We start from the raw sequence: 25168 nt of genomic DNA on the forward strand, positions 1-25168 counted from the left end.
ACCGCACCGCGATTCGCGAGCATTCCCGCGACGACCAGCGTCGCGGGAATCAGCTTGCGAAATTTGGCAATTGCGTACCTATCGGAATTCTTCACCGATCGCCGAGCGGTGCGCGCCGGTCGTGGGTAGCGTCTGCGAACACGAAGCCGTTGTCGGGCGCGAGAGAGGAAAACCCTTGGCGGACATGGAAGTTGCCCTGAAGGACATGATGATGCTCGACGGCGCGGTTGCGGCCGCCGTCGTCGACTACGGCAGCGGCATGCCGCTCGGCATGCTGGGCGGCTCGAAGAGTTTCGATATCGAGGTCGCCGCCGCGGGCAATACCGAACTGGTGCGCGCCAAGATGCGCACGATCGAACAACTCGGCCTCGACCAGGAGATCGATGACGTGCTCATCACACTGGGCAGCCAGTACCACCTCATTCGCCCGACCCGCGGACGCAAGGTCAAGGGCCTGTTCCTGTACCTCGCGCTGGACCGCGAGCGCGGCAATCTCGCGCTGGCCCGCCACCGGCTGAAGGACATCGAGGCCGAACTCGAGGTCTGAGAATCCCGCGCCCGGCCTCGCCGCCGTCCGGCGCGAGGCCGGGCGCGGGGTCGGCGTTCTCCCACCGGTACCTGGCGGAGTCGATAGACTGCTGACTCACGAAGAATCGGAAATCGTTGTGGCCGCGCGGAAGTTCGGGGTTGGAGGTCGTCGTGGGCGGTGCACGCCAACCGCTGTACCGAATGAAAGCCGACTTCTTCAAGACGCTGGGCCACCCGGTGCGAATCCGGGTACTCGAACTGCTCAGCGAACGTGACCACGCGGTCTCGGAAATGCTGCCCGAAGTCGGCATCGAACCGGCGAATCTCTCACAACAACTGGCGATTCTGCGCCGCACCGGGCTGGTCACCGCTCGACGCGAGGGTCTGTCGGTGACCTACGCCCTGACCAGCCCGCAGGTCGCCGAACTCCTGCGGGTCGCCCGCGAGATCCTCACCACCGTCGTCGCCGGACAGGCCGAACTCCTGGAGGATTCGACGCTGGTCCAAGCCCGCTCGCAATGATCGGCGCCCACGCGGCCGGACGCGCGCGACCGGTGCTGCGGGGAGTCGACAACGCCGTACCGACCGGATCGTCGCTTCACTCCCCGACCGGCGCCTGTGGTTCGAATCCCGTTCTCGATCAGCGGATTTCGACGTGCAAGGAGTAGGTGGCGTTGCCGCGGGTCGGGCAGACGGTGATCCGGTAGTAGCCGAAGGCCGGGAGCACGATCTCGGTGTAGGTGTCCGCGACGAGCAGGGTGGGACCGTCGGGGCCGGCGATGCTGAAGTTCGCGTTGCCCTCGAGCGAGGTGAGGAACACGCTCATGGTCTGCCCGCGGCGGGCCTCCAGGTAGTAGTTGTCGGCATCGCCGCGCACGACCGCGCCGTCGATGACGGTTCCGCTGGTGCCGGGGGCGAAGTGGACGGTGCCGTTGTAGCCCGCCTGGGCGACGCCCGCGCCGCCGAAAGCGATCGCGACGGTCGCGGCGGCGGCGGTCAGTGCGACGGCGGCGGCGCGGAAGGGACGAGCGGAGGTGCGGGCCATGATCGGAAGTCCTGTCGTGGTGGGGCCTTTGAACGACTCCGAGTGTCGGCCCGCCCGCTTGCGACCGGCTGAAGGCGCGGTTAAAGCCCCGCCTCGAAGGCCGCGCGCAGCGCCTCGCACTGGGCTCGGAAGAACGCGCGCGACACCCGGACGCCGGGCAGCGCCCGATCGAATCCGTGGAAGGCCCCCGGCACCTCGACCACCTCGCAGGCCACCCCGGCCGCGCGTAGCCGCCGCGCGTAGGCCAGATCCTCGTCGTGGAACAGATCCGCCGAACCCACCCCGAGCCAGGCGGGCGGCAGACCGCTCAGGTCGCGGTGGCGCGCGGGTACCGCCACCGCCGGGTCTGCGGTACCCAGATAGGACCGCCACCCGTAGCGATTGGAGCGCAGGCCCCACAGCCGGTGCGCGCTCACATCCACGTCCTCGCGCGGCGTCGTACGATCGTCCAGCATCGGATAGACCAGCAGTTGCAGCACCGGGCGCACCCCGCCCCGGTCGCGCGCCGCGATGGCGAGCGCCGCGGTGAGCCCGCCGCCCGCGCTCGCGCCGCCGACGGCCAGCCGCGCCGGGTCGACGCCCGGCTGCCCGGCCAGCCACGTGAGCGCGGTGTAGCAGTCCTCCACCGGAATCGGGTACGGATGCCGCGGGGCCAGCCGGTACTCGACCGCGGCGACAACGATGCCGAGCCGGTCGGCGAAGCGGCGGCACACATGGTCGTCCTGACGGGCGCTGCCGATCACATAGCCGCCGCCGTGTATCCACAGCAGAGCGGGCGTCGCGACGGCCGGATCGAAGGTCGCGGGCCGGTGCACCCGAACCGAGACATGCGGGTCGATACGGATCTGCTCGACGCCGGGCGCACCCGGCATGAGCGAGATCAGCGCGTTCAATACCGGCGCGGTGCGCGGCCCGACCATCTCGCGCGGCAGCAGGGCGGCGCCGAGGCGCAGGTCGGCATGGACGGCGGACGGGACACGCCCGCGCAGGAACGCTCCCGCTGTCACCCCCGCCGCGAGCGCGGGCACCAGCATCCGCCGAATCGATTTCCCGCCGTGTCCGTGTCGATCGGACCGTGACTCACGCATATCCGTTTCCCAACTTTCGCCGTAGTAGCCGATCACGGCGTCGACGCGACACACTACCGTCGCCGCGCCTCTGTTCGAGCCGAGTTCGGGTTCTGCATGGACCTCGATCACACGCGCGCGAGTACCTTCGGGACTTGCCGCGCCGCCTTTCACCGTAGTACTGTCCAGACAGTTGTCCAGATCAGGTTTCGGACATGCATGCCTGAAAGGTTGCAGAAATGACGTTGGTCAAACCGCGACAGGTTTCCGGGGGCGAGCACGAACACGGCCACCTCGAGGAGTTCCGTACCGACCCGATCGCGCTCATGCGGCGTGTCCGCGAGGAATGCGGAGATGTGGGCTCGTTCCGCCTCGCGGACAAGGACGTGATCCTGCTGACAGGTGCCGAGGCCAACGAATTCTTCTTCAGATCCAGCGACGAGGAACTCGACCAGGCGGCGGCCTATCCGTTCATGAAGCCGATCTTCGGCGAGGGCGTCGTCTTCGACGCCAGCCCGGAGCGCCGCAAGGAGATGCTGCACAACCAGGCGCTGCGCGGTGAGCACATGCGCGGCCACGCCGAGACCATCGCCCGCGAAGTGGACGAGATGCTGGCCCGCTGGGACGACGAGGGCGAGATCGATCTACTCGAGTTCTTCGCCGAGCTGACCATCTACACTTCCTCGGCCTGCCTGATCGGCGTCAAGTTCCGCAACGAGCTCGACGAGCGCTTCGCCCATCTCTACCACGAGCTAGAGCGCGGCACCGACGCCTACTGCTACGTCGATCCCTACGCCGACATCGAGAGCTTCCGCATCCGCGACGAGTCGCGGGCCAAGCTGGTCGAGCTTGTCCAGGAGATCATGAACGGGCGCATCGCGAATCCGCCGCAGGGCAAGGAGGACCGCGACATGCTCGACGTGCTGGTCTCCATCCCCGGCGACGACGGCAACCCGCGCTTCAGCGCCAGCGAGATCACCGGCATCTTCATCTCCATGATGTTCGCCGGTCACCACACCACGTCCGGCACCGCGGCGTGGACGGTCATCGAACTGCTGCGCCACCCCGAGGTGCTGGCCGAGGTGGTCACCGAACTCGACGAGCTGTTCGCCGACGGCGCCACCGTCAGCCACCACGCCATGCGTCAGATCCCCAAGCTCGAGGCCGCCCTCAAGGAGACCCTGCGCCTGCACCCGCCGCTGATCATCCTCATGCGGGTAGCCAGGGGCGAGTTCGAGGTGTGCGGGCACAGCATCGGACAGGGCGACCTGGTGGCGACCACCCCCGCGGTCTCCAACCGTCTGCCCGAGGACTTCCCGAATCCGAACACCTTCGATCCGGGCCGCTATATCGACCCGAACCAGGAAGACCTCGTCAACCGGTGGACCTGGATTCCCTTCGGCGCGGGCCGCCACCGCTGCGTCGGCGCGCCGTTCGCACTCATGCAGCTCAAGGCGATCTTCTCGATCCTGTTGCGGGACTGGGAATTCGAGTTGGCGCAGCCGTCGGACAGCTACCGCAACGACCACTCCAAGATGGTCGTGCAGCTCGAGCAGCCGTGCACCATCCGCTACCGCAGGCGCGACCGCGCCTGAATCACGCACGGCGAGAAGGGCGCCGCCCGGGTGGCGGCGCCCTTCTCGCCGTCGCGGGCGAAAGCGCCCGCGGTGACCGGCTTCCGATACTCGGCACTAACCCGATCCGACGACGTGATCGGGGTCGCGGCTCTCGGCGTGCGTCTTGGCCCAGCGATAGTCGGGCTTGCCCGAGGGCGTGCGGGTGACCGACTCCGCCACCCAGATGCGCCGCGGCAGTTTGTATCCGGCCAGATGGGCGCGCACGTGGGTGACCAGCGAATCGAAATCCACCGCCGTGGTCTCGGCGACCGACACCACGGCGGCGACGGCGTATCCCCAGCGCTCGTCGGGCACCCCGATGACGACCGCGTCGTAGATCGAGTCGTGCGCCTTGACCACGGCCTCGACCTCTTCGGCGAAGACCTTCTCGCCGCCGGTGTTGATGACCATGTTGCCGCGTCCGATGAGGGTGATCGAGCCGTCGCCCTCGGCGCGCGCCCGGTCGTCGGTGACGACCATGCGCACGCCGTCCACAGTGCGGAACAGCCTCTCGGTCCTGGCCGGGTCCTTGTAGTAGCCGATCGGCACCGAACCGGTCTTGGCCAGCCAACCCTCCGCGCCGTCGGGGACCGGACGGCCCTCGTCGTCGACGACGATGGCGCCGCGACCGATCCGCACCCGCGGCCCGCGCGCCGGGTCGTCGTTCTTCTCGGCGAAACCCATACCGCCGAAACCGGTTTCGGACGAGCCGATGGAATCGGAGACGACCGCGTGCGGGAACAGTTCCAGCAGTTGGTTCTTCACCGGCTGCGACAGCAGCGCCGCGCCGGAGGCGATGGCGACCAGTGAGCTCGCGTCCACCGGATTCGCGCGGTAGGCGTCGAGCAGCGGACGCGCCATCGCGTCGCCGGTGATGACCAGCACGCCGGGGCGTTCGGCGGCGACACCGCGCCAGATGGCCGCGGGATCGAATTTTGGGGTGTAGATCACCGCGTTGCCGGTCCACAGCGCGGTGAAGGACGGCATCATGGCCGAGGCGTGGATGAGCGGAGGCAGGATCAGCCATCGGGTGGGATCGTTCTCGGCGCCCACCCGCGACTGCTGGTATTCGTCGACCACCGGTTCGCCGGTGTAGAAGTCGATGCCGCCGCCGAGGACGCGCCACATGTCCTCCTGACGCCACATCACGCCCTTGGGCAGGCCCGTGGTGCCGCCGGTGTACATCATGAACAGGTCGTCGGCGCTGCGTCCTACGTCCGGGCGCGCGGTCGGTTGACCGGCCAGCGCCCGCTCGTACGGCGTTGCGCGGCTCTCGATCTCGGCATCGGCCGAATCGTCGTCCACGACCAGCAGGTGACGCAGTCCGGGGGTGTGCGAGCGCGCCCGCTCCACCATCGGCGCGTAGGCGCGATGGTGCACCAGGATTTCGATGTCGGCGTTGTCGTAGAGGTAACGCAGCTCTTCCGGGCCGTATCGGTAATTGACGTTGACCGGAACCGACCGCAGCTTGAAGGCGGCGATGAGCGTTTCCATCGTCTCGATGCTGTTGTGCATCTGGAATCCGAGATGCGTGCCCTGCCCCGCCCCGTGGGCGGCCAGGTGGTGCGCGAGGCGATTCGCGCGCTCATCGAGCTCGCGGTAGGTGATCCTGCGGTCGCCCTGAATCAGCGCCACCCGCTCGGGCATGGCGTCGACCGCGTGCTCGAACAGGTCGGCAAAGGAGTTCGACATGGACTTCTCTTCTCCGGCGGGACTTCGGCCTCCTGTCTACCACAGGAGCTGGAACCTATTCCAGACATCATTCCAGACATATGATCACCGCAGTGGCGGCACGACATCGACGCACCGCCGGTCGCGTCGATTCCGTGGCCGCCGATCTCGATTTCGACACGCCGCCACGAGCCCGGCGCCGCGGCACCGGGCGGCGTGTTCGACTGGACTCGACGGGCTCGCGAGCGGCCCGACAAGCCACGGAACGAGTCGACCAAGCGACCAGCAGCATCGTTTCGGCAAATTCACCGAAACCGTTTCCTGGAACAGTGTCCAGACATAAGATCGACACCTGTCCGGGCGCTGTTCGTCCGAGCGGCCCGAAAGGGCTCCGGCGACCGCCTCGCGGCGCCCCCGAATACCGAGCGCGCCGGACCCGAGTCGGCGATCGCCCGAGAGGTGAACCAGTGGTGGAGAAACACCCGACCGAACGCTCCAGCCGCCTAGAGCGGCTGCAACGACTGTTCGGGCTGAAACTGGCCGGTCTGCTCATGGTCGTGGTGATCGCCGCCGTCATAGCACTGGCGTTGGGGTCCTTCGCGGGCAGCTTCCGATCCGAGGCGGAGGTGATCGTGTACGCGCCCCGATCAGGACTGGTACTCGACCCGGATGCCAAGGTGCGACTGCGGGGGGTCGAGATCGGCCGCGTCGCCGAGGTGTCCTATCGCGACGACCGCGCGATGCTACGGCTGGCGATCGATACCGATCAGCTGCGCCTCGTCCCGTCCGACGTCACCGTCGACATTCGCTCGACCACCATCTTCGGCGCCAAATACGTCAATTTCGTGGCGCCCGCCGACGCCTCGTCCACACCACTGAAGCCCGGTTCGACCCTGCGCGCCGAGTCGGTGACCGTCGAGATCAACACCGTGTTCGAGCAATTGGCGGCCGTGCTGGAGAAGATCGAGCCCGCGAAACTCAATGCCACCCTGAGCGCCATCGGCACCGCGCTCGACGGCCGCGGCAATCAGCTCGGCGAGACGCTGACCCGCGCCGACGCCTACCTGAAGGAGATCAACCCGAGCATTCCGGCATTGCAGCGCGACGCCGTCGCCGCGGCCGAGGTCACCGACATCTACGCCGACACCGCCGCCGATCTGCTGCGCACCCTCGACAACGCCACCGTCACCGGCGCCACCATCGCGCGATCCGAAGATGAACTCGACGCCGTCCTGCTGAATGTGACCGGCCTGGCGAACACCGGCACCGCCGTACTCGGCGAGAACGAACGCGATCTCATCACCAGCATGGCCCTGCTGCGGCCGACCTCGGAACTGCTCCTGGAATACGCGCCCGCGCTGAACTGTGTCATCAACGGACTCGGTTCGCTCATGCCGCTGGCCGAACTCCTCTTCGGCGGCGGACCGGACCCGTGGCTGGCGTTCAACACCAACTTCCTGCTCGCGGGCGAGCCCTACAAGTACCCGGGGGATCTGCCCAAGGTGAACGCCACCGGCGGACCGCGCTGTGAGGGCGTCCTCGACCGGGTGCCGGGCAGCCACTCGAACTATCTGGTCACCGATACCAACGAGGGCGCACCGCACGTCCCACCGACCAAGCAGGATCTCGACCATCCGCGCGTGTTCGAGATCCTGTTCGGCGGGCTGCCCGGCGTGACCTCGCCGTTCTGATCCGCCGCGCGGTCGCGATCCGGCCCCGCCATGGTTCGGTCCGATCGGCGCAGCGCCGGACTGTGTCCTCGGTCGCGCGTCGGACGAGCGCGTGCGGTGCGGGGGTGATGACCTGGGCGACCGACGCCGATTCGGAACATCACGGGAGCCCGCGCGCGTCGTCCCACTCAGCGGATGCGGGCTTGCGCCGACCGAAGGAGTCGCCGTATATTCCGAACACCTGTCCAGACAGCATTCCTTGCAGCGATCGGCGCTGACCGGACACCGTCGAAAGGGGACACCCACATGACCGAAACACCCTCCGAATCCGACGGCGACGAGGTACGCCGCCGCGGACTGCGGAAGATGTCCGAGGTCTACGGCTGGGAATTCCAGGACGGTCCGGGCGAACACTTCGCGGTCACCGCCGATCACCTCTTCGCCGACATCTGGTCGCGGCCCGCGCTGACCATTCGGGACCGGCGACTGCTGCTGCTCGGCGCGCTCACCGCGCAAGGCATGTTCGACGTCGCCGAGATCCAGATCGGCGCTGCGCTCGGCAACGGGGAACTCGACGAGGAGCAGCTGCGCGAGATCGCGCTGTTCCTGTGCCACTACGTCGGCTGGCCCGCGGGCACCCGACTCGACTCCGTCGTCGGCTCGGTCATCGCGCAGCGGCGCAAGGCCGCCGAGAACCGAAAGGCCACGTCATGACAATCGGCACCCTGAAATTCGGGATCGTCCTGTTCACCAGCGACCGCGGCATCAGTCCCGCGGCGGCTGCCCGCGCGGCCGAGGACAACGGATTCCACACCTTCTACGTCCCCGAACACACCCACATCCCGGTCAAGCGAGAGGCCGCCCATCCGCAGACCGGTGGCGCGGGCCTGCCCGACGACCGTTACATGCGGACCCTCGACCCGTGGGTATCGCTGGCCATGGCCGCCGCGGTCACCGAGCGCATCGAACTGTCGACCGCGGTCGCACTGCCGGTGGAACACGATCCGATCACCCTGGCCAAGACCATCGCCTCCCTCGATCACCTCTCCGGCGGACGGGTCACCCTCGGCGCCGGATTCGGTTGGAACACCGACGAACTCACCGATCACGGGGTACCGGCGAACAAGCGCCGCACGGTGCTGCGCGAGTACGTCGAGGCCATGCGGGCACTGTGGTCGCAGGAGGAGGCCGAGTACGAGGGCGAGTTCGTGCGGTTCGGTCCGAGTTGGGCCTGGCCCAAGCCCGTGCGCGGGGATGTGCCGGTGCTGATCGGCGCGGCGGGCACCGAGCGCACCTTCCAGTGGATCGCCCGCACCGGCGACGGCTGGATCACCACACCCGGTGAGACCGACATCTCGGGACGGCTGGCGCTGCTGCACAAGATCTGGGCCGATTCCGGCCGGGCCGACAAGCCGCGCGTCGTCGTACTGGACTTCAAGCCCGATGCCGAGCGGCTGGCGACCTGGGCCGCCGACGGCGTCACCGATGTGCTCTACGGCCTGCCCGACAAGAGCGAGGAACAGGTGCGCGCCTACCTCGAGCGGCTGAAGGACAAACTCGCCGCGATGGCGGCCGACTCCGCGAACTGAACGGAGTCCGAGACGTCGAAGCGCCGCGATCCCTCGGGATCGCGGCGCTTCGCGCTGTGGATGCGCAGCTCAGGACATCAATCGGCGGGCCAGCCGGTTGCCGAAGGCGAATCGCAGAATCGTCTCCAGCGTCCGCTCGGTTCTGTCGCTGTAGGGGTACCAGACGTGTTCGGACTCGGTGCGCCACCGGGCGAGCAGGATCGGCTGCGGGTGCGTGAACTTGCGCAGCGCGTCCACCCCGTTGACCTGTCCGACCCCGCTGTTCTTGCGACCGCCGAAGGGCGCCTCGGTGACCCCGTAGATGGTGGCCGCGTCGTTGTGCACCACCGATCCGGTGATCAGTCGCTTGCCGATGCGTTCGGCGCGGGCCGGATCGCGGGTGAAGACACTCGCGCTCAACCCGTAGTCGCTGTCGTTGGCCAACCGCACGGCCTCGTCCTCGTCGCGCACGCGCATGATCGCCGCGACCGGGCCGAAGGTCTCCTGCGTCATCAGATCCATGGTGTGATCCACGTCGACCAGCACCGTCGGCTGGAAGAACAGCCCCTCGCCGGTGCCGGGCGCGCCGCCGACCGCCGCGACCGCGCCCTTGTCCTTCGCCTGGGCCACATGTGCGCTGACGATCTCGAGCTGGCGGTCGTTGAACAGCGGCCCCATGTCCTTGTCGGCCTCCGCACCGTAGGTGACGGCCGCGGCCTTCTCGGTCACCAGGCGGATGAACTCGTCGGCGGCCTCCTCGACGACGTAGATGCGCTCCACACTCAGACACACCTGACCGGTATTGAACATCGACAGGTACACCGCACCCGCCGCCGCCCGTTCCAGATCGGCGTCCGCGCACACGATCATCGCGTCCTTGCCGCCGAGTTCGAGCGTGCACGGAATCAGGCGGCGACCGCAGACCTCGGCGATCTTGCGCCCGGTCGCCACGCTGCCGGTGAAGGAGATCTTGTCGACATCGCCCTCGACCAGGGCCGCGCCGGTCTCGCCGTCACCGTGGATCACCTGCACGATGTCCTCGGGAACACCGGCCTTGCGCAGGACCTCCACCGCCAAGGCGCCCGACCTCGGCGTGACCTCCGAAGGCTTGAGCACCACGGCGTTACCCGCGAGCAGCGCCTGCACGATCGGATTGAGCGACAGGACGAACGGCGCGTTCCACGGGGTGATGATCCCGACCACGCCGAGCGGCTGGTAGTGCACGGTCAGTCGCTTGACCGGAAGCAGATACCCGTGCAGCCGCCTGCGTTCGTCACGCAACTGCCGCTTGGCGCGGGCGCTCCAGTGATTGAGGAAGTCACACGAGGGCAGGATCTCGATCGTCAACGCCTCGGCCCGCGGCTTGCCGGTCTCGGCGCGCAGCGATTCGACGATGTGCTCCTTCTCGGCGAGCACGACGTCGACCGCCCCGCGGATGATGGCCGCGCGTTCGGCGATCGGGCGGGCCGCCCATTCCGGCTGCGCGCGCCGCGCCCGCGCGAGCGCGGCGTCGACATCGGCCGCGGTGGCGGCTTCCCACTGACCGAGCGGGGATCGATCCACCGGACTCGTCAGCGCCCAGCGACGGCGCTCGCCCGCCTCGGCCGACAGCCGCTCAACGATCGCCATCGCGACCACCTTTCCGGCCTCCCGCGCCGGGCATCGGCGCCGCGGCAGACACATTTTCGGACATGTGTCCAGACGGTACCACCGACATATCAGCGGGACAACGGGGAAGCGGCGGCCCCGCGTAGCGCTCGGATATCCCCGAACTCGGATACCCGCGAACTCAGACGCCCGCGAGCTGCGCCTGCCACATCCAGTGCAACTGCTCCAGCCGCGCGGCGATCTCGATGAACAGATCCTGGGTCACCGGATCGGCCTTCTCGGTCGCCTCGATGCGCTCGCGCAACCGCGTGACGACGGCGGCGAGATTGCCCACGATCGATTCGATGACATGGGTGTCCTGCTGCCAGCCCGCGCCGAAGCCCACGGCGCCGGACTCCTTGGCCACCGTCTGCGCGCGCCCGTCCGGGCTGACCCCGATCGCCGTCGCGCGCTCGGCCGCGTCGTCGGTGAAATCGCGTGCCACGACGACCAATTCGTCCAGAGCGAGATGCACCGAGCGGAAATTGCGGCCGACGACATTCCAGTGCGCCTGCTTGGCGATCAAGGTCAGGTCGATCAGGTCGACCACCGTCGCCTGCAACGCCTCACCGGCGACGCGCTGCTGTTCGGGGTCCAGCGTGCTCGTGATCGGTGTGCTCATCGTTGGCTTCCTCCTGTCGAGCGATTACTCACGCACCGAACTACCCTGGCCCGTGGCGCCCAAACACCGACGCGACCGGCGTCACCCGGCGTGCCGACCAGGTCTGATCAGCGGGCCGCGCCGAGCAGCCGGGCCCGGCGCGCGGCCGAGCGCACCGCCGCGCCGAGCGCCACCACCGGCGGCACCCAGCGCGCCTCGCCGGGCGCGATGCCCCAGGCTCGGTCGCCGACCGAGACGAACTCCGGCGGTAGCGGAATGCGCGCGCCGCCGGTGTGCACGATCGCACCCGCCGCGCGCAGCGCGGCGATCGCCATCTCGGCCCGGCTCGAGCCGGTGACCAGGTGGATCTCCCGACGGTGCGGACCGGGGACCTCGATGACCGGACCCGACAGGTCGTTGGCCCGCAGGAAGCGGCGCACGCCCACGGCGAGGTCGCCGGTCAACTCGACACCCGCGACATGCTCGTCGGTGATCAGCGAGAGCCCCTCGGCCGTCGCGGCAACCGTCCACCCGAAGCGGGCGAAGTCCTGCGCGGCATCGGCGGCCACCATGACAGAAGTCGTCAACATCGTCGGCACTGGTCTTCTCCATTCCCCGAGTCGATCCGGCTCTCGGATCGGCAGGTGCGCGTTCCACGGTCGTGTTCGCACCTGTGAATCAAATCCGGGGGAGCTAGGAGTTTTCCTACGGAATCCTTACGACCGACTCACGGCCGCCGCGATGCACCGGCGTTTTCCCCGTGACCAGGCTTTTCCGGTCTCTTGGCAGGGTGGCAGCGTAGCCTTCGGAACAGGGCGGGCCGATGACGGCCCACCGCCGAGCCCCCGCGGACCCATAGGTAGAAGGGAGCACGATGTCGAATTTCACGACCGATGATTCGGGCATACCGGTACCGAGCGACGAACATTCGCTCACTGTCGGCCCCGACGGCCCGATCCTGCTGAACGACGCCTACCTCATCGAGAAGATGGCGGCGTTCAATCGCGAACGCGTACCCGAGCGGCAGCCGCACGCCAAGGGCGGCGGCGCCTTCGGCACCTTCGAGGTAACCGGCGATGTCAGCGCCTACACCCGGGCGGATGTGTTCCAGCCCGGCAAGCGCACGGAGGTACTCGCGCGCTTCTCCACCGTCGCCGGTGAGCGCGGCAGCCCCGACACCTGGCGCGATCCGCGCGGCTTCGCGCTGAAGTTCTACACCGAACAGGGCAATTTCGACATGGTCGGCAACAACACGCCGGTCTTCTTCGTTCGCGATCCCATGAAGTTCCAGGACTTCATCCGCTCGCAGAAACGCCGCGCCGACAACAACCTGCGCGACCACGACATGCAGTGGGATTTCTGGACGCTGTCGCCGGAGTCCGCGCACCAGGTCACCTGGCTCATGGGCGATCGCGGCATACCGCGCAGCTGGCGGCACATGAACGGCTATTCCAGCCACACCTATCTCTGGTACAACGCCGCGGGGCAGCGCTACTGGGTGAAGTACCACTTCAAGACCGACCAGGGCATCGAATTCCTCACCCAGGACGAGGCCGACCGGCTCGCCGGCTCCGACGCCGACTACCACGTGCGTGACCTGTGGGAGGCGATCGACCGCGGTGCGCACCCGAGCTGGACGCTGCACATGCAGATCATGCCGTTCGACGACGCCAAGACCTACCGGTTCAATCCGTTCGACCTGACCAAGGTGTGGCCGCACGGCGACTACCCCCTCATCGAGGTCGGCCGAATGACCTTGAACCGCAACCCCGCCGACTATCACACCGAGATCGAACAGGCGGCGTTCGAACCCAGCAACGCGGTGCCGGGCACCGGGCCGAGTCCTGACAAGATGCTGCTGGGTCGCTGGTTCTCCTACCCGGACGCGCACCGCTATCGAATCGGCGCGAACTACAAGGAACTTCCGGTCAACACGCCGCATGCGAGCACCGTCCACTCCTACTCCAAGGACGGGCACATGCGCCATCACAATCCGGGAGATCCGGTGTACGTGCCCAATTCCAAGGGCGGACCGCACGCCGATCCCGCGGTGTCGGGTCCGCCGGTGGGCTGGCACACCGACGGCGAGATGGTGCGGCAGGCATACACCCGACGCCGCGATGACGACGACTGGGGTCAGGCGGGCACCCTCGTGCGCGAGGTGCTCGACGACGCGGCCCGCGCACGGCTGGTCGACAATATCGTCGGGCATCTGCTCGACGGGGTCAGCGCACCGGTACTCGAGCGTGCCTTCGAATACTGGCGCAATGTCGACAAGGATCTCGGCGACCGCGTCGAGTCGGGCGTGCGCGAGAAACAGGGCTGAGCGCTCCGACGCCGTCCGAGATCCGACCCGCCCGATGCTCGGGCAAGACGACGGCGTCGGTCTACGCGCTGCGCGCGGCCGCGAGCGACATCGAGTACCAGACCCGCATGATCCGCAAGCAGATGGCGCGCGACGGCCTGGCACCGCCGCCCGAGATCAACCGGTGACGGTTCCGGTGGTGGTGGATCCCGCTCGGCCTGACCGTGTGGATCGCGCTGATCATCCTCATCTGAGCGGCGCGGGTTCCGGTTTCGACACGGAAATGAGGGGCCGGGGTGTTCACACGCGCAGCCATCCGAACGCCGCACTCGTCTCTATCGGATGGGGGAGCCGAAGTCGGCGCTGTCCAGCCGGCAGCCGGTCGAACCGGTGATCACCGTCGCCCGCTTACTGGCTACCTTGATGATCACACCGTCTTCGCCGGTGAACCACACATCGTGCGTGGCAGGCCGATCACCCTCGGCAGGCGCGTTCGCCATCACCCGCACCTCGGTGGCGCCGACGGTCGCGGCCAGCACACGGGCGCGTTCGAGGAATTCGTTCCACGACGCCTCCGGCACCGGGACATCTGCGTAGTAGTTCCGCAGGATATGGTTGCGCCCCCTGGTCCGGTCGAAGGGAGCGGCGCAGTCCGGACTCGAGCTGTAGCCGACGTAGTCGAACACCAGCCGTGTATCGATCCGGCTGCCTGCCGCGGCGATCTGCTCCACCACCGATCTGACCTGCTCTATCGACGTCTCCATGGTCGGCCTCGCGCGCAAGACCTCGGCGGCCCGCGCGGTCTCCGCCGCTCCGGTCGGTTCGTTCGAATTATCGCTCAGCACATACACTCCCACGATTGTCAGCAGGACGGCCAGCGGCGACACGGCCACGACCGCCACGGCCGCCAGGATCGCCCTCGTCTTCTTCGTCATCGTCAGCCGTTGGGGTTGGTGGCGTTGTTCGGAATGCCCGCGACGACGGCGGCCAGGTTGTAACCGGACCTGTGCAACGCGCCCGTCGACGGGTCGGTCCTCGGATATTCCGAATGACCGGTGGCGCCGGTGTATTTCGTTCCGTCGACCGTCACCTCGTCGGTGCTGAGATGGGTGACCCACGGCATCTGGTTCGGGCTGCGGCCGAACGCGTTGGCGCTGGCCACGGGGTCTTTGTTCTCGGTCATCTCGTAGACGTGACCGGATTGGAGGCCGAGGTCCGCCGCGGAGCCGACCTCGTCGTTGGTGCCGGTGGCATTGGACAACCAGCCCAGCGGCTGTGACAACTGCGTGGGTATCGGCAATTCAGCGCCGAGGCCCGGTGAGCCGTAGAAGACGACGTCATCGACGGCATTGCCGCCCTCCTGGAGCGCCTGACTGGTGGCGAGGGAGCCGTAGGAGTGGCCGAGCGCGGTGATGTGCGGGTCGTTCTTGTTGCTGGCGGCGTCGAGTCCTTCGTAGAAGTTCGCCAGGGGTTTCGCGGCTTCGTCGGCGCGTCCCTCGAACGCGACATTGCCGATGTCGAGGGCCGTCTTCTGCGGCGGGTCGTAGCCGAGCCAGGCCACCGTAGCGACGGACTCGTCACCTTTGCCCTCCACCCACAACTGGCGCTCGGCCTCGCGCTGCAACGTTTCCGCCTCACCCACCATGCCGCCCAGCGATTCGCGGGCGTTGGTGCTCAACCCCGGCGTCGCCACCGAGATGTGGTCCGCGTTGTCCGGATCGCCGACCGCGACGGCCGCGCGGACCTGCCGCCCGCTCTGGGTGTCCAGCATCAGCAGTTTCCGCGGTGTCTGCGGACTGCCGTCGGCCTTCGCGGGCGGGTTGATCGCAGATTGCACGGCTTTCACGTCCGCGAGACGCTGCTGGCGATCCTCCAGTTGCTTGGCCAGGCCGACCGCCTTGGGATTCACGCTGACCTGCGAGGTCAGCGTGTCGACCTCGCGCTGCAACCGTGCCTGCTCGGTGCGCAGCACTTCCCGGTTGGCTTGGTCGCGGACATCGGCGGGCAGGCCGTCCAGATTCCCGATGGCGGCGGGCTGGGTGCTGAGCGTGAGGGCTTTCTCCTCGGCGGTCAGCGAATCCCAGTACTTCCGATTCTCTTCGGCGGTCCCGTTCTTCGGCGGCTGTTTCACCGTCGGGGTCGAGGTCGAGGAACTGTTCCCGAATGCCGCCGCATCGGGCAGGTTCGCGAACGCGGTCTCGATGCTCCTCGTGGTGGCCGTATCGGCGTCGGCCGCCGTATTCAGCGCCTGTTTCATCGCCGCGGTCTGAGCGTCGGCGTCGAGGATCAGCGCGGCGATGGCCGTGCTGTAGCGGTCGGCGTCCCCGCCGACCGACGAATAGATCCGCTGCTTGACCGTCTCGGGAATCTCGCAGGTGCCGTCGTCCTTCACCGCCAGCGACTTGCTCTCGGCGGTGGCCTTCACCGACTCCACGCGCGAACGCGCCGAGGCGAACGCGAACTGGCCGAGCCGGGCCGCGTCACCTGCGGTCTCTTCGGCTTCGACGACCTTCATCGTCTGCGTCCGCACCTGCTCGAACCGGGTGCGCATCGCCTCACCTGCCGCACCCTTCCAGGTGTCGTAGGACCCGTCGACCGCGCGCCACTGGGTGTCGAGCGCGGAACGCAACTCGCCCGCCTGCCGCTCCCACTCGGTGGCCTGCGCGCCGAGCGCCTCCGGCCGCCACGCCAAGACCTGCGGCACCGTCAGATTCTTGCTCACCGCGGTGCCTCCCCCTGGTTCGCGATCGCCTGCCCGCTCGCCGAATCACGCTGCTGAAAGGCGATGATCGCGGCCACCGCCGACCCACCCAACTCCATCAACGCGGTACCCGCCGACCCCATCGCCCGGTCGGCCGAACGCGCGGCGTTCTTGCACGCCCCACCCACGTCGGCGCCGGGAAACCCGTCCGCGACCCCGTCCGCGACCGCACCGCCACGCCCGATGACGGTCATCTCCTGACCGCTCGTGCCCAACCCGTCCGCCAACGCCCGCACCGAATCCGGCTGCAACACGAGGTCGTCGTACACCCCCACACCCCCCTCAGGGTCGACTGGATCACGCCGTCGCGGCAACTATAGGCTGTGTCGGGTCAGGCACGAAGGGGGAATTCGCCGCATGTCCGATACCGACCCGCTCTACGGACGGATCGACCGTCTGCAAGAAGCACTGCGCGACAACGATCACCGAACCGAGAACCACTACGCCCGAATAGAAGTCGCGAGCGACGGCGCCCTACGGGCGATCCGCCTCACCGACCGAGGCCGCGAACTCACCCCCGACGCACTGTGCGCGGAAATCGTTCGCCTGCACACCGAGGTCGTCGAAGCATCCAGCACGTCGATCTCCGCCGCCATCGCCGACATCGAGAACGACCCCCGCCTCCGCGCACTCACCGAACAGCGCACCGACGCCCTGAATAGCAGATACCCCGATCCATCCACCCCCGTGGGTTCCGACCCGTTCGCCGCCGGACCCGAACCGGAAACAGCCTTCGCCCGATTCGCCCGCCAGACCCTCGCCTCCCCCGAACCGGACTCGCGCCACCGCGAGCCGACGCTGGACGAAGAAGAGGAAATGGACCGCTACTACCAGCGAAAGAGCTGGCTGGAATAGCGGGGGTTGCCGATACATTCCGCACGTCACCTGGATTGATCAGGTTCTCGACCAGGGGCGTTGAGAAGCAACTGACTGTTGATCAGTGGGTCCGCGGCGGACCGAACTGCGGCTTACGCCGCGATATCGAACAAGGTCAGCACCGGTGACGCCGCGGCACGCAGTTCGGCGCCTTCGCGAATCGCGCAGGTCGGTCCGATCCCGTCGGCGACCGACCGCGGGGATAGGGGGTTGAGGCGCATCCGGGAGGAAAGTCACGCTAAAGCGCCACTGGTCGGAATGGTGCAAAGGTGTGCTGGTGGAAAGGGGCTGATTCGAAGAGAGGGTGTCGCTGTCCTTCTGCAGAAGGTCGGTGCGGGCAGGGAGGGCGGGGGTCCCGGGGCATCGTGGGGGTGGGGGGTGCCCTGAACCACCTGCGCACCCTCGAGGGCATGGCCAAGGCCCGCGCCAAGGGCCGCCTCAAGGGCAAGCAGCCGAAACTACGTCCGTACCGGCCACGGCGGTGAACGCCTCGGCCGGATGGTGGTCGAGCATGCGGGCGAACTCCCTGGTGGTGCCGGGCCACGGATTCACCACGCGCCCATTGGCGTGTTTGAACCAGCTGTCGACCGGGCCCGACCAGACGGTCTTGGCCAGCGCCGAGCGCAGCCACCGCTGATAGTTCGCCATCGCGACCGGACCGACCTCGATGGCGGGTCCGCCGAGTTCGCGCTGCCAGCGCAGACATTCAACGATATAGGCGATCTGGCATTCCTTCATGGTGGGATTGCTCCCGGCCGGGGTGAAGGAGTTCGGGCCCGCGATGAGGAAGGCATTCGGGAAGCCGGGCACCGCGAGTCCCATGAATGCCTCCGCGCCGTCGCTCCACTGCTCGGCCAGCACCCGCCCGTCACGACCGCGCACGGTGACCGGGACCATGAACTCGGCCGCGCGAAATCCGGTGGCGTAGATCAGGATGTCGGCGCGGCGGTGGGCCCCGTCGACGGTTTCCACCCCGTCGGCGACGATGCGCTGGATCGGGTCGGTGACGAGGGTGACGTTGTGCCGCCCCAGGGTCGGGTAGTACCGGCTGTCGAAGATGATCCGCTTGCCGCCGATCGGATATTCCGGCGTCACCGCGGCGCGCAGCCGCCGGTCGGCCACTCGGCGGTGCAGATAGGCGCGGGCGAACCACTGCGCCGGGCGCGCCGACCACCCGCGGTGCATGATCGGGGCCAACACGGCGTCCGCGCCACGGTGCAGGACCGTGCGATAGGCATGGTGGGCGCCTGGCACGTGCAGCGCCAACCGCGACAGCGGGCCGAACTCGCGGGCGGGCTTGGGCAGCAACCAGTGCGGGGTCCGCTGGTAGACGTGCACGCGGCGCGCGATGCTCGCGATCTCCGGCAGTAGTTGCACCGCACTGGATCCGGTGCCGATGATCGCGATATCGCGCCCGCACGGATCCAGGCGGTGATCCCAGCGCGCGGTGTGGAAGGCCGGACCCGCGAAGTCGTCGCGGCCGGGTATGCGCGGAACGTAGGGCCGGTGCAACTGGCCGAGGGCGAAGATCACCGTGTCGGCGCGGATGAGTTCGCCGTCGGCGGTCGTCAGCTCCCACCGTCCGCATTCGTCGAGGTAGGTCGCGGCGGTCAGGGTCGAATTCAGCCGCAGGTGCGGGGTGAGCCCGTGCCGCCTGCTGACCTCGACGAGATAGTCGAGTATCTGCTCCTGTCCCGGATACCGTTGTCGCGCACTGCGATACGGGGCGAAGGAGAAGGAGTACAGATGCGAGGGCACGTCGCAGTCGCACCCGGGGTAGGTGTTCTCGCGCCATACGCCGCCGACCCGTTCGCCCTTCTCCAGGATGACGAAATCATCGAAGCCCGCCTGTCTCAGCGCCACTCCCATGCCGATTCCGCCGAATCCCGCTCCGACCACTGCCACTTTCAGATCCAGCACCACCTCGATGACCAAGCCTCTCTGTTCAGTCAACATTCAGCAACCACTATTCGACCCGCAACCGCGCGTCGGATTGATTTCGTTGCATCCCAAATTGGACACGGTGCGATGACAGTGAATACCCGTACTCCAGGTTGCTTTACGGCGATCGGGAACTTCGGGGAGGTCAGGAATTTGCCGGACTCCCCTCATGCAAACGCAACTCGGCCCACGGACGGCGAAGTTATATAGCAGACCGTTGGTTACCGATCCGGCGGGCGCGCCGACCTCGCGGTTTCGCCCCACCCGCCGCGCACGCGACGCGAGCCGGATGTGAGCGGTCAGTCGCCAGGAGAAAGTCTCGCGACGTGGCTTCCGTATGCGCTATGTTAATGAATGTTCTACTAAGATTCTGGACGACGTCGTTCGGGGAACCGGTCACCGCGAGGTGGCGCGCCGAATCGCGATGTCGGGATGGGTGCGTGTCGCATGCGTATGTCTGCGCCGATCACCGTGTCGGCTCTGCTGGCGGCGGGTGTGGTGATGTCGGGATCGGCCACGCGGACACCGCTGCCCGAACCGGACGCGGGCGCCGAGGCGGTGCTCGCGGCCTCGGACGCGATCGGCGCGCGACCGCGGACCGCACCGGAGACCGTCGGCCTGCTACCGGTTCTGCCCGGCGCGGTGCGCACGCTGCACGCGGTCACCCCCGCGGTGGACGGGCCGCTGCCCGCCGCGGCCACCGTCGCACTACACGAGATCACCCTGCCGGATTCCGCGGGCGCGCTCGGCATTACGGAGATCGTGCTCGCGGCGTACCGCAATGCCGAACTCGCCCTGGCCTCGACACAACCGAACTGCGGCCTGACCTGGAATCTGTTGGCGGGGATCGGGCGCATCGAATCCGGCCATGCCTTCGGCGGGCGTACCGACGCCGCGGGCACCACCGTGACCCCGATCCTCGGTCCGGCGCTGGACGGCACCCTGCCGGGCAACGAGGTCATTCCGGCCGAAGGCGGCGGCTATGTGCGCGCGGTCGGACCGATGCAGTTCCTGCCCTCGACCTGGGACCGCTACGCTGCCGACGGCAACGGCGACGGAATCGCCGACCCGCACAACGTCTTCGACGCCGCCCTCGGCGCGGGCAAGTACCTCTGCTCGGGCGGACTCGACCTGCGCGATCCGGCACAGGAACTGCGCGCGGTGCTGCGCTACAACAATTCGATGGCCTACGCCTCGGAAGTGCTCAGCTGGTCGGCGGCCTACCGCGGCGGCGGTGCGCCGAGTCGGGTCGCCATCTCCCCCGACATCGTCGCCCCGCGCGCCTCGACCCCCGCCACCGCCGAGACCGGTCTGCTCGCGGTGCGGGCCCAGACCGAGGACCGGCCGCTGCGACTGCAACCCATGGTCGAGGCCGGCGCCCCGCGGCGCGAGACGCCGCCGCTGGTGAGCATGCCCGGACTCACGGTGGAATGCGGATTGCTCTGCGCGCCAATACTGTCCGATCCGTCTCAGACCCCCGTGGCACCCGCGCCCGAACGGCCCGAACCCGAACGACCCGAACCCTTCCGGTTGGAGGAGCGCCCGCACACCGAAGAGGCGCCCGCCGCGCCGCCCGCCCATCAGCCCGGCATCACCTTGCCGATGGGCATCGTCATCCCGTTGCCCATGCCGCAGACCTGATCCGCGACGAACCGCCGAAAATCACATATTCGCCGAGCCGATTCCGATATCCGAGCTTCGATATTCGGGTCGAATACCGCGCGAGATGGAAGGATTGGCGACATGGCAGGCAAGCGCACCGTTCTCACCGCCGGATTGCGCCGTCTGGCCGCCTTGTTGTTCGAGATGCGCGAAGGCGTGGGGCTGAGCAAGGAGGAGGTCAGCGGTAAGACCGGCATCAATGTCACCACGCTGTACCGGATCGAGTCGGCACAGGCCCGACCCCAACGGCGCACTCTGATGACGCTGCTCGACCTGTACGGCATCGAGCCCGAGCGCCGCAAATACGCGCTGGATCTGCTCTCGGACGCACAGAAACCCGGAATGTCGCGGCCCTACGAGGCCAATCTCACCGAGGTCTATTCGGCGTATATCAATTTCGAAGCCGAGGCGCTGTCCGCGCGCCACTATCAGACCTCCTATATCCCCGGACTGCTCCAGACGCCGCAGTACGCGAGTGCGGTCATCGACACCTCCATGCCGAAAGTCGAGGCCGCCGTCACCGAGAACAGGGTGGCCGCGCGCATGGATCGGGCGGCCGTGCTCACCAAGGACGAACCACTGGAATTGTGGGTGGTGCTGGACGAGGCGGCCATCACCCGAGTGGTCGGCGGTCCGCAGATCATGTCCACCCAGCTGCGGAAACTGGTCGAACAGAGCAAGCTGAAAAACGTCATCCTCCAGATCCTTCCGTTCGACGCGGGGGCGCATCCCGGCATGGCCGGGTCGTTCACCCTGCTGGACTTCCCGGAGCCCAACGATCCGGAACTGGTGTACGTGGAGGGCATCGCCGGTGACGAACTCATCGAAGGTCACGGCGAAATTCGGCGTTTCGGAATCATCTTCGACCAGTTGCGGGCGATGGCGCTGAGTCCGCGCGACTCGATCGCGCTGATCCAGGAGACGGCCGAGGCGATGCACAAGCGGATCTGAGCTGATTCGCGCATCAGCCCCTGCTGGCGCGGCGATAACCGACGGCCGCGGGAATCGCGAAGACCACGACCGTGCCCGCCGACCAGATCGCGGTCGCCCACAACGGTTCCCGCACCGGCCCGCCCGCCGCGAGGCCGCGCATCGCGTCGATGGCATGGCTCATCGGCTGGTGTTCGACGATCGGGCGCGCCCATCCGGGATAGGCGTAGAGCGGCACGAATCCGGTGCTGAAGAACATCATCAGCGACGATCCCAGTGAGATCGCCTCGACCAGCGCGGCTTTCGCGGTGATGGTGGCGACCGCGGTGACCATCGTCGCGAAGGCGAGTCCGAACATCAGCGGCACGCCCCACAGCGCGAGCGCGGCGAGCGGTCCGCGTTCGAAGCGCAAGCCCAGCGCGATGCCCACCGTCAGCATCACCGTGGTGCACAACAGGATTCGGATCCCCTCGGCCAGCACCCGCGCCGCCGGACCGGAGGCACGGTGCACGGGCAGCACCCAGAACCGAGCCAACAGGCCCGCATCGCGTTCCCGGCCCAGCGTCACCGCGCCGGCCAGCGACCCTGACATCACCCCGACCAGCGCCACCATCGGCGCCGAACCGTAGAGCGCGTCGACCCCGGACACCGTCGAGATCTGCTTGCCGAGCACCGTGTCGAGCATGACGAGCAGCAGCGCCGGAAACACCAGCGACTGCACCACTGTCATGGGATCGCGCCACCACCGCACCAACAGCCGCCGGGTCTGCACGGCCGTCTGCCCCACCGCGGCCCGCCAGGTCTCGGTCGGACCCGTCACCCGCGACCCGAGCGTCCCCGGCATCACACGATCCTCCGGCCCGCCAGTACGGCGGCGAACGCGCCGAATACCGCGAACAGTCCCAGCGCCCAGGCCAGTGCGGGAACCAGGATCGCCGGTCCGACCGTGCCCGCATTGCCCGACGGGTCGCCCGCCAGCGCCCGCAGCGCGTAGACGAACTGCGACACCGGCTGATCGCGCGCGAAGCCCCGCATCCAGGCGGGGAACTGCTCGGCGGGGGCGAAGCCGGTCGAGACCATGCCGAGAATCAACTGCGGCAGCACCAGCGACTGGGTCGTCGCCTCAGGACTGCGCGAGAAGGTGCCGAGCACGTCGGCTCCCAGACACAGCGTGACGGCGACGAGCATCGAGAAGGCGACGAAACCCGCGGTGTCGGCGGCGCTCCCGTAGAAGCGCACGCCGATGACCAAGCCGCACGCCAGCGCCGCCGCCAACGCGACGGCGGCACGGTATACCGCCGCGGTGATGCGCGCCGCCAATGGCAGCGCCCTCGGCATGGGCAGCGTGCCGAAGCGCGCGTTGAGCCCGTCCCTGGCATCGACCGCGGCGCGGAACGCCGCCGAGGTCGCGCAGAAGGAGACCGACTGCATGACGATCATGGGCATGAGGAATTGGGCATAGCTGCTCAGCCCGTGCCCGTAGGTGTTCATCACCATGTTCAACGGCACGTAGAAGCCGAGGGTGAACACGGCGGGAGCGAGCACCGCGGTGAACACCTCGCCATTGCGCACCGACGGCCGAATCAGCCGGCAGGCCAAGACCCACCACTGTATTCCTGTCGAAGGGGCAGGCGCCTTTACACTGGTCATCCGCACGATCCCATCCTGCGCGAGGTCGGTTCCGGTTCCCGGCAGCCGCCTCGCGTCGCGGCATGTCGCGAGCGGCGCACCGCTGTCGATAGATACGCGACAGCGCTCGGACCGGTTCACCCCGAGCCGGATTCGGCTACGCGCGCGGCGAAGGCGGCGACTACTTCGCGCGGGAACGGGGTATTCCCACTACCCGTCTCGATCGTAGGAGAGCACGTCATGTCAGATGTGACCGGCCGATCAGGGCACAGCGCACAACCCGAGCTGAAACGGGTCATGGGCCCCGGTCTACTGCTGTTGTTCGTGGTCGGCGACATCCTCGGCACCGGCATCTACGCGCTCACCGGCAAGGTCGCGGCCGAGGTCGGCGGCGCGGTGTGGGTGCCGTTCCTGGTCGCCTTCCTGGTCGCGCTGGTCACCGGGTTCAGCTACCTGGAACTGGTCACCAAATATCCGCACGCCGCGGGCGCCGCGCTCTACACGCACAAGGCGTTCGGCGTGCACTTCCTCACCTTCATGGTCGCCTTCGCAGTGATGAGCTCCGGCATCACCTCCGCCTCGACCGCGGCGCGCGCCTTCGCCGCGAACTTCGCCGCGGCCTTCGAATTCGATCTGGGCACGGGTATCGGCGTCACCCTCGTGTCGTTGGCCTTCATGCTCGTGGTCGCGGCGATCAACCTGCGCGGAGTCAGCGAGGGCGTCAAACTCAACGTCGTCCTGACCTGTGTGGAATTGACCGGTCTGCTCATCGTCATCGTGATCGGACTGTGGGCGCTCGGTTTCGGCAACGGCGACTTCGGCCGCCTGGTGGACTTCGACACCGGTGACCGCAGCGCCATCGGTGGCGTCATCGTCGCGACCACGCTGGCGTTCTACGCCATGGTCGGCTTCGAGGATTCGGTCAACATGGCCGAGGAGTGCAAGGAGCCGACCCGGATCTTCCCCAAGGTGTTGCTCGCGGGTCTGCTGATGACCGGACTCATCTACGTCCTGGTCTCCATCACCGCCGTCGCGCTGGTCCCCGCCGACCAACTCGGCGAAGGCGACACCCCGCTGCTCGAGGTCGTCGAGGCGGGCGCGCCCGCCTTCCCAACCCACATCTTCGCCTTCATCACCATGTTCGCCGTGGCCAATTCGGCGCTGATCAATATGCTGATGGCCAGCCGCCTGCTCTACGGCATGGCGCGCCAAGGTGTCGTACCGTACGCGCTGGGCCGGGTGAACGCGAGCCGCCGCACCCCGCATGTGGCGATCGCGTTCACGACAGTGCTCGCGCTGGGTCTGATCCTGTTCGTCGGCGAGGTACCCGAACTCGGCGGCACCACGGCCCTGCTCTTGCTCGCGGTGTTCACCGTGGTCAATATCGCGGTGCTGGTGTTGCGGCGCGACCGGGTCGAGCACGCCCACTTCCGCGCCCCGACGCCGCTGCCCGTGGTCGGCGCACTCACCTGCGGATTCCTGGTGACGCCGTGGACGGATCGCAATCCGCAGCAGTACACCATCGCGGGCATTCTGCTCGCCGTCGGCGTCGCCCTCTGGGGCCTGAACTACCTGCTGATTCGCAATCTGCGCCGGGAACCGACAGGCATCGAGAAGATTCCGACGCCGGAAGACCGACCCCGGTGAAATG

24 protein-coding genes and 1 pseudogene are annotated in these 25168 nt (G+C 67.8%); 12 read left to right on the forward strand and 13 right to left on the reverse strand.

The annotated features are described in order from the left end of the window. Nucleotides 1–184 precede the first annotated feature (184 nt). Together APZ21_RS17040 and APZ21_RS17045 are read left to right on the forward strand one after the other, a co-directional pair. Nucleotides 185–547, forward strand: coding sequence for a hypothetical protein (locus APZ21_RS17040; RefSeq protein ID WP_371852284.1), 363 nt, complete (start codon nucleotides 185–187; stop codon nucleotides 545–547). Nucleotides 548–729: 182 nt separating this feature from the next. Continuing rightward, nucleotides 730–1050, forward strand: coding sequence for an ArsR/SmtB family transcription factor (locus tag APZ21_RS17045; protein WP_054814431.1), 321 nt, complete (start codon nucleotides 730–732; stop codon nucleotides 1048–1050). A gap of 118 nt (nucleotides 1051–1168) precedes the next feature. On the opposite strand, the gene APZ21_RS17050 is transcribed toward APZ21_RS17045, so the two are convergent. Both APZ21_RS17050 and APZ21_RS17055 read right to left on the reverse strand, forming a co-directional pair. Then, entirely contained in the window at nucleotides 1169–1573 is a 405-nt protein-coding gene (locus tag APZ21_RS17050; protein ID WP_054814257.1) for a hypothetical protein, read from the reverse strand. Between the two features lie 80 nt (nucleotides 1574–1653). Then, a complete protein-coding gene (locus APZ21_RS17055; RefSeq protein ID WP_239476690.1) occupies nucleotides 1654–2493 on the reverse strand; it encodes an alpha/beta hydrolase in 840 nt (279 codons plus the stop codon). Nucleotides 2494–2879: 386 nt separating this feature from the next. On the opposite strand from APZ21_RS17055, the gene APZ21_RS17060 reads away from it, so the two are divergent. Next, on the forward strand, nucleotides 2880–4235 hold the full coding sequence (locus APZ21_RS17060; RefSeq protein WP_054814258.1) for a cytochrome P450: 1356 nt from the start codon (nucleotides 2880–2882) through the stop codon (nucleotides 4233–4235). A 96-nt stretch (nucleotides 4236–4331) separates the two neighbouring features. Here the strand turns inward: APZ21_RS17060 and APZ21_RS17065 are convergent, their stop codons facing one another. Continuing rightward, nucleotides 4332–5948 (reverse strand): acyl-CoA synthetase, encoded by a 1617-nt coding sequence (locus tag APZ21_RS17065; protein ID WP_054814259.1) that lies wholly within the window; start codon nucleotides 5946–5948, stop codon nucleotides 4332–4334. A 530-nt stretch (nucleotides 5949–6478) separates the two neighbouring features. Between APZ21_RS17065 and APZ21_RS17070 the strand changes: the two genes are divergently transcribed. The 3 genes from APZ21_RS17070 to APZ21_RS17080 all read left to right on the forward strand — a co-directional run bounded on the left by APZ21_RS17070 (nucleotide 6479) and on the right by APZ21_RS17080 (nucleotide 9186). Then, nucleotides 6479–7618 (forward strand): MCE family protein, encoded by a 1140-nt coding sequence (locus tag APZ21_RS17070; RefSeq protein ID WP_054814433.1) that lies wholly within the window; start codon nucleotides 6479–6481, stop codon nucleotides 7616–7618. Nucleotides 7619–7903: 285 nt separating this feature from the next. Then, complete coding sequence (locus APZ21_RS17075) at nucleotides 7904–8311, forward strand: carboxymuconolactone decarboxylase family protein (protein WP_054814260.1); 408 nt, start codon at nucleotides 7904–7906, stop codon at nucleotides 8309–8311. 11 nt (nucleotides 8312–8322) lie between these two features. Beyond that, the gene (locus APZ21_RS17080; RefSeq protein WP_054814434.1) at nucleotides 8323–9186 is read left to right on the forward strand and encodes an LLM class F420-dependent oxidoreductase; all 864 of its coding nucleotides are present in this window, start codon (nucleotides 8323–8325) and stop codon (nucleotides 9184–9186) included. A gap of 69 nt (nucleotides 9187–9255) precedes the next feature. On the opposite strand, the gene APZ21_RS17085 is transcribed toward APZ21_RS17080, so the two are convergent. From APZ21_RS17085 to APZ21_RS17095, 3 genes are all read right to left on the reverse strand, one after another. Then, nucleotides 9256–10794: an aldehyde dehydrogenase family protein gene (locus APZ21_RS17085; protein ID WP_054814435.1), complete on the reverse strand. Its 1539-nt coding sequence runs from the start codon at nucleotides 10792–10794 to the stop codon at nucleotides 9256–9258. 160 nt (nucleotides 10795–10954) lie between these two features. Then, entirely contained in the window at nucleotides 10955–11434 is a 480-nt protein-coding gene (locus tag APZ21_RS17090) for a Dps family protein (RefSeq protein ID WP_054814261.1), read from the reverse strand. Nucleotides 11435–11541: 107 nt separating this feature from the next. Beyond that, nucleotides 11542–12003 (reverse strand): hypothetical protein, encoded by a 462-nt coding sequence (locus tag APZ21_RS17095; RefSeq protein WP_054814262.1) that lies wholly within the window; start codon nucleotides 12001–12003, stop codon nucleotides 11542–11544. A gap of 284 nt (nucleotides 12004–12287) precedes the next feature. Between APZ21_RS17095 and APZ21_RS17100 the strand changes: the two genes are divergently transcribed. After that, entirely contained in the window at nucleotides 12288–13739 is a 1452-nt protein-coding gene (locus APZ21_RS17100; RefSeq protein WP_054814263.1) for a catalase, read from the forward strand. A gap of 314 nt (nucleotides 13740–14053) precedes the next feature. On the opposite strand, the gene APZ21_RS17105 is transcribed toward APZ21_RS17100, so the two are convergent. The 3 genes from APZ21_RS17105 to APZ21_RS17115 are packed head-to-tail and all read right to left on the reverse strand — an operon-like array spanning nucleotide 14054 to nucleotide 16748. Next, the gene (locus APZ21_RS17105; protein ID WP_054814264.1) at nucleotides 14054–14653 is read right to left on the reverse strand and encodes an LppA family lipoprotein; all 600 of its coding nucleotides are present in this window, start codon (nucleotides 14651–14653) and stop codon (nucleotides 14054–14056) included. 2 nt (nucleotides 14654–14655) lie between these two features. After that, nucleotides 14656–16440 carry an alpha/beta hydrolase gene (locus APZ21_RS17110; protein WP_054814265.1) on the reverse strand — a complete coding sequence of 595 codons (1785 nt, stop codon included), beginning with the start codon at nucleotides 16438–16440 and terminating at the stop codon, nucleotides 14656–14658. Further along, nucleotides 16437–16748, reverse strand: a complete 312-nt coding sequence (locus APZ21_RS17115; protein WP_156371127.1) for a type VII secretion target — start codon at nucleotides 16746–16748, stop codon at nucleotides 16437–16439. The genes APZ21_RS17110 and APZ21_RS17115 overlap by 4 nt, the downstream gene beginning before the upstream one ends. Before the next feature lie 88 nt (nucleotides 16749–16836). Here APZ21_RS17115 and APZ21_RS17120 point away from each other — a divergent pair, with 88 nt between their 5' ends. Further along, entirely contained in the window at nucleotides 16837–17334 is a 498-nt protein-coding gene (locus tag APZ21_RS17120) for a hypothetical protein (RefSeq protein WP_054814267.1), read from the forward strand. Nucleotides 17335–17447: 113 nt separating this feature from the next. Here APZ21_RS17120 and APZ21_RS36025 read toward each other — a convergent pair whose 3' ends face one another. After that, a complete protein-coding gene (locus APZ21_RS36025) occupies nucleotides 17448–17576 on the reverse strand; it encodes a hypothetical protein (RefSeq protein WP_275426213.1) in 129 nt (42 codons plus the stop codon). 162 nt (nucleotides 17577–17738) lie between these two features. On the opposite strand from APZ21_RS36025, the pseudogene APZ21_RS36350 reads away from it, so the two are divergent. Then, nucleotides 17739–17816 (forward strand): annotated as a pseudogene (locus tag APZ21_RS36350) (recombinase family protein); the annotation flags it as partial. Here the strand turns inward: APZ21_RS36350 and APZ21_RS17125 are convergent. Beyond that, nucleotides 17794–19311, reverse strand: a complete 1518-nt coding sequence (locus tag APZ21_RS17125) for a flavin-containing monooxygenase (protein WP_054814268.1) — start codon at nucleotides 19309–19311, stop codon at nucleotides 17794–17796. The pseudogene APZ21_RS36350 and the gene APZ21_RS17125 overlap by 23 nt on opposite strands. A gap of 432 nt (nucleotides 19312–19743) precedes the next feature. Between APZ21_RS17125 and APZ21_RS17130 the strand changes: the two genes are divergently transcribed. Together APZ21_RS17130 and APZ21_RS17135 are read left to right on the forward strand one after the other, a co-directional pair. Continuing rightward, nucleotides 19744–20937: a lytic transglycosylase domain-containing protein gene (locus APZ21_RS17130; protein ID WP_054814269.1), complete on the forward strand. Its 1194-nt coding sequence runs from the start codon at nucleotides 19744–19746 to the stop codon at nucleotides 20935–20937. A 102-nt stretch (nucleotides 20938–21039) separates the two neighbouring features. Next, on the forward strand, nucleotides 21040–21909 hold the full coding sequence (locus tag APZ21_RS17135; RefSeq protein WP_054814270.1) for a helix-turn-helix domain-containing protein: 870 nt from the start codon (nucleotides 21040–21042) through the stop codon (nucleotides 21907–21909). Between the two features lie 13 nt (nucleotides 21910–21922). On the opposite strand, the gene APZ21_RS17140 is transcribed toward APZ21_RS17135, so the two are convergent. Continuing rightward, complete coding sequence (locus tag APZ21_RS17140) at nucleotides 21923–22732, reverse strand: ABC transporter permease (RefSeq protein WP_054814271.1); 810 nt, start codon at nucleotides 22730–22732, stop codon at nucleotides 21923–21925. Continuing rightward, on the reverse strand, nucleotides 22732–23487 hold the full coding sequence (locus tag APZ21_RS17145) for an ABC-2 transporter permease (RefSeq protein ID WP_307586671.1): 756 nt from the start codon (nucleotides 23485–23487) through the stop codon (nucleotides 22732–22734). The genes APZ21_RS17140 and APZ21_RS17145 overlap by 1 nt, the downstream gene beginning before the upstream one ends. Nucleotides 23488–23757: 270 nt before the next feature. Between APZ21_RS17145 and APZ21_RS17150 the strand changes: the two genes are divergently transcribed. Further along, entirely contained in the window at nucleotides 23758–25164 is a 1407-nt protein-coding gene (locus tag APZ21_RS17150) for an APC family permease (RefSeq protein WP_054814272.1), read from the forward strand. Nucleotides 25165–25168: the final 4 nt, after the last annotated feature.

This window comes from Nocardia arizonensis (genome assembly GCF_001310275.1).
Taxonomy (GTDB): domain Bacteria; phylum Actinomycetota; class Actinomycetes; order Mycobacteriales; family Mycobacteriaceae; genus Nocardia; species Nocardia arizonensis.

Excerpts from the sequence above, each read along its gene's own strand:
- APZ21_RS17040 (WP_371852284.1), top strand. The coding sequence starts at position 185 with ATGGAAGTTGCCCTGAAGGACATGATGATGCTCGACGGCGCGGTTGCG.
- APZ21_RS17045 (WP_054814431.1), top strand. The coding sequence starts at position 730 with ATGAAAGCCGACTTCTTCAAGACGCTGGGCCACCCGGTGCGAATCCGG.
- APZ21_RS17050 (WP_054814257.1), bottom strand. The coding sequence starts at position 1,573 with ATGGCCCGCACCTCCGCTCGTCCCTTCCGCGCCGCCGCCGTCGCACTG.
- APZ21_RS17055 (WP_239476690.1), bottom strand. The coding sequence starts at position 2,493 with ATGGTCGGGCCGCGCACCGCGCCGGTATTGAACGCGCTGATCTCGCTC.
- APZ21_RS17060 (WP_054814258.1), top strand. The coding sequence starts at position 2,880 with ATGACGTTGGTCAAACCGCGACAGGTTTCCGGGGGCGAGCACGAACAC.
- APZ21_RS17065 (WP_054814259.1), bottom strand. The coding sequence starts at position 5,948 with ATGTCGAACTCCTTTGCCGACCTGTTCGAGCACGCGGTCGACGCCATG.
- APZ21_RS17070 (WP_054814433.1), top strand. The coding sequence starts at position 6,479 with ATGGTCGTGGTGATCGCCGCCGTCATAGCACTGGCGTTGGGGTCCTTC.
- APZ21_RS17075 (WP_054814260.1), top strand. The coding sequence starts at position 7,904 with ATGACCGAAACACCCTCCGAATCCGACGGCGACGAGGTACGCCGCCGC.
- APZ21_RS17085 (WP_054814435.1), bottom strand. The coding sequence starts at position 10,794 with ATGGCGATCGTTGAGCGGCTGTCGGCCGAGGCGGGCGAGCGCCGTCGC.
- APZ21_RS17090 (WP_054814261.1), bottom strand. The coding sequence starts at position 11,434 with ATGAGCACACCGATCACGAGCACGCTGGACCCCGAACAGCAGCGCGTC.
- APZ21_RS17095 (WP_054814262.1), bottom strand. The coding sequence starts at position 12,003 with ATGTTGACGACTTCTGTCATGGTGGCCGCCGATGCCGCGCAGGACTTC.
- APZ21_RS17100 (WP_054814263.1), top strand. The coding sequence starts at position 12,288 with ATGTCGAATTTCACGACCGATGATTCGGGCATACCGGTACCGAGCGAC.
- APZ21_RS17105 (WP_054814264.1), bottom strand. The coding sequence starts at position 14,653 with ATGACGAAGAAGACGAGGGCGATCCTGGCGGCCGTGGCGGTCGTGGCC.
- APZ21_RS17120 (WP_054814267.1), top strand. The coding sequence starts at position 16,837 with ATGTCCGATACCGACCCGCTCTACGGACGGATCGACCGTCTGCAAGAA.
- APZ21_RS36025 (WP_275426213.1), bottom strand. The coding sequence starts at position 17,576 with ATGCGCCTCAACCCCCTATCCCCGCGGTCGGTCGCCGACGGGATCGGA.
- APZ21_RS17125 (WP_054814268.1), bottom strand. The coding sequence starts at position 19,311 with ATGTTGACTGAACAGAGAGGCTTGGTCATCGAGGTGGTGCTGGATCTG.
- APZ21_RS17130 (WP_054814269.1), top strand. The coding sequence starts at position 19,744 with ATGCGTATGTCTGCGCCGATCACCGTGTCGGCTCTGCTGGCGGCGGGT.
- APZ21_RS17135 (WP_054814270.1), top strand. The coding sequence starts at position 21,040 with ATGGCAGGCAAGCGCACCGTTCTCACCGCCGGATTGCGCCGTCTGGCC.
- APZ21_RS17140 (WP_054814271.1), bottom strand. The coding sequence starts at position 22,732 with ATGCCGGGGACGCTCGGGTCGCGGGTGACGGGTCCGACCGAGACCTGG.
- APZ21_RS17150 (WP_054814272.1), top strand. The coding sequence starts at position 23,758 with ATGTCAGATGTGACCGGCCGATCAGGGCACAGCGCACAACCCGAGCTG.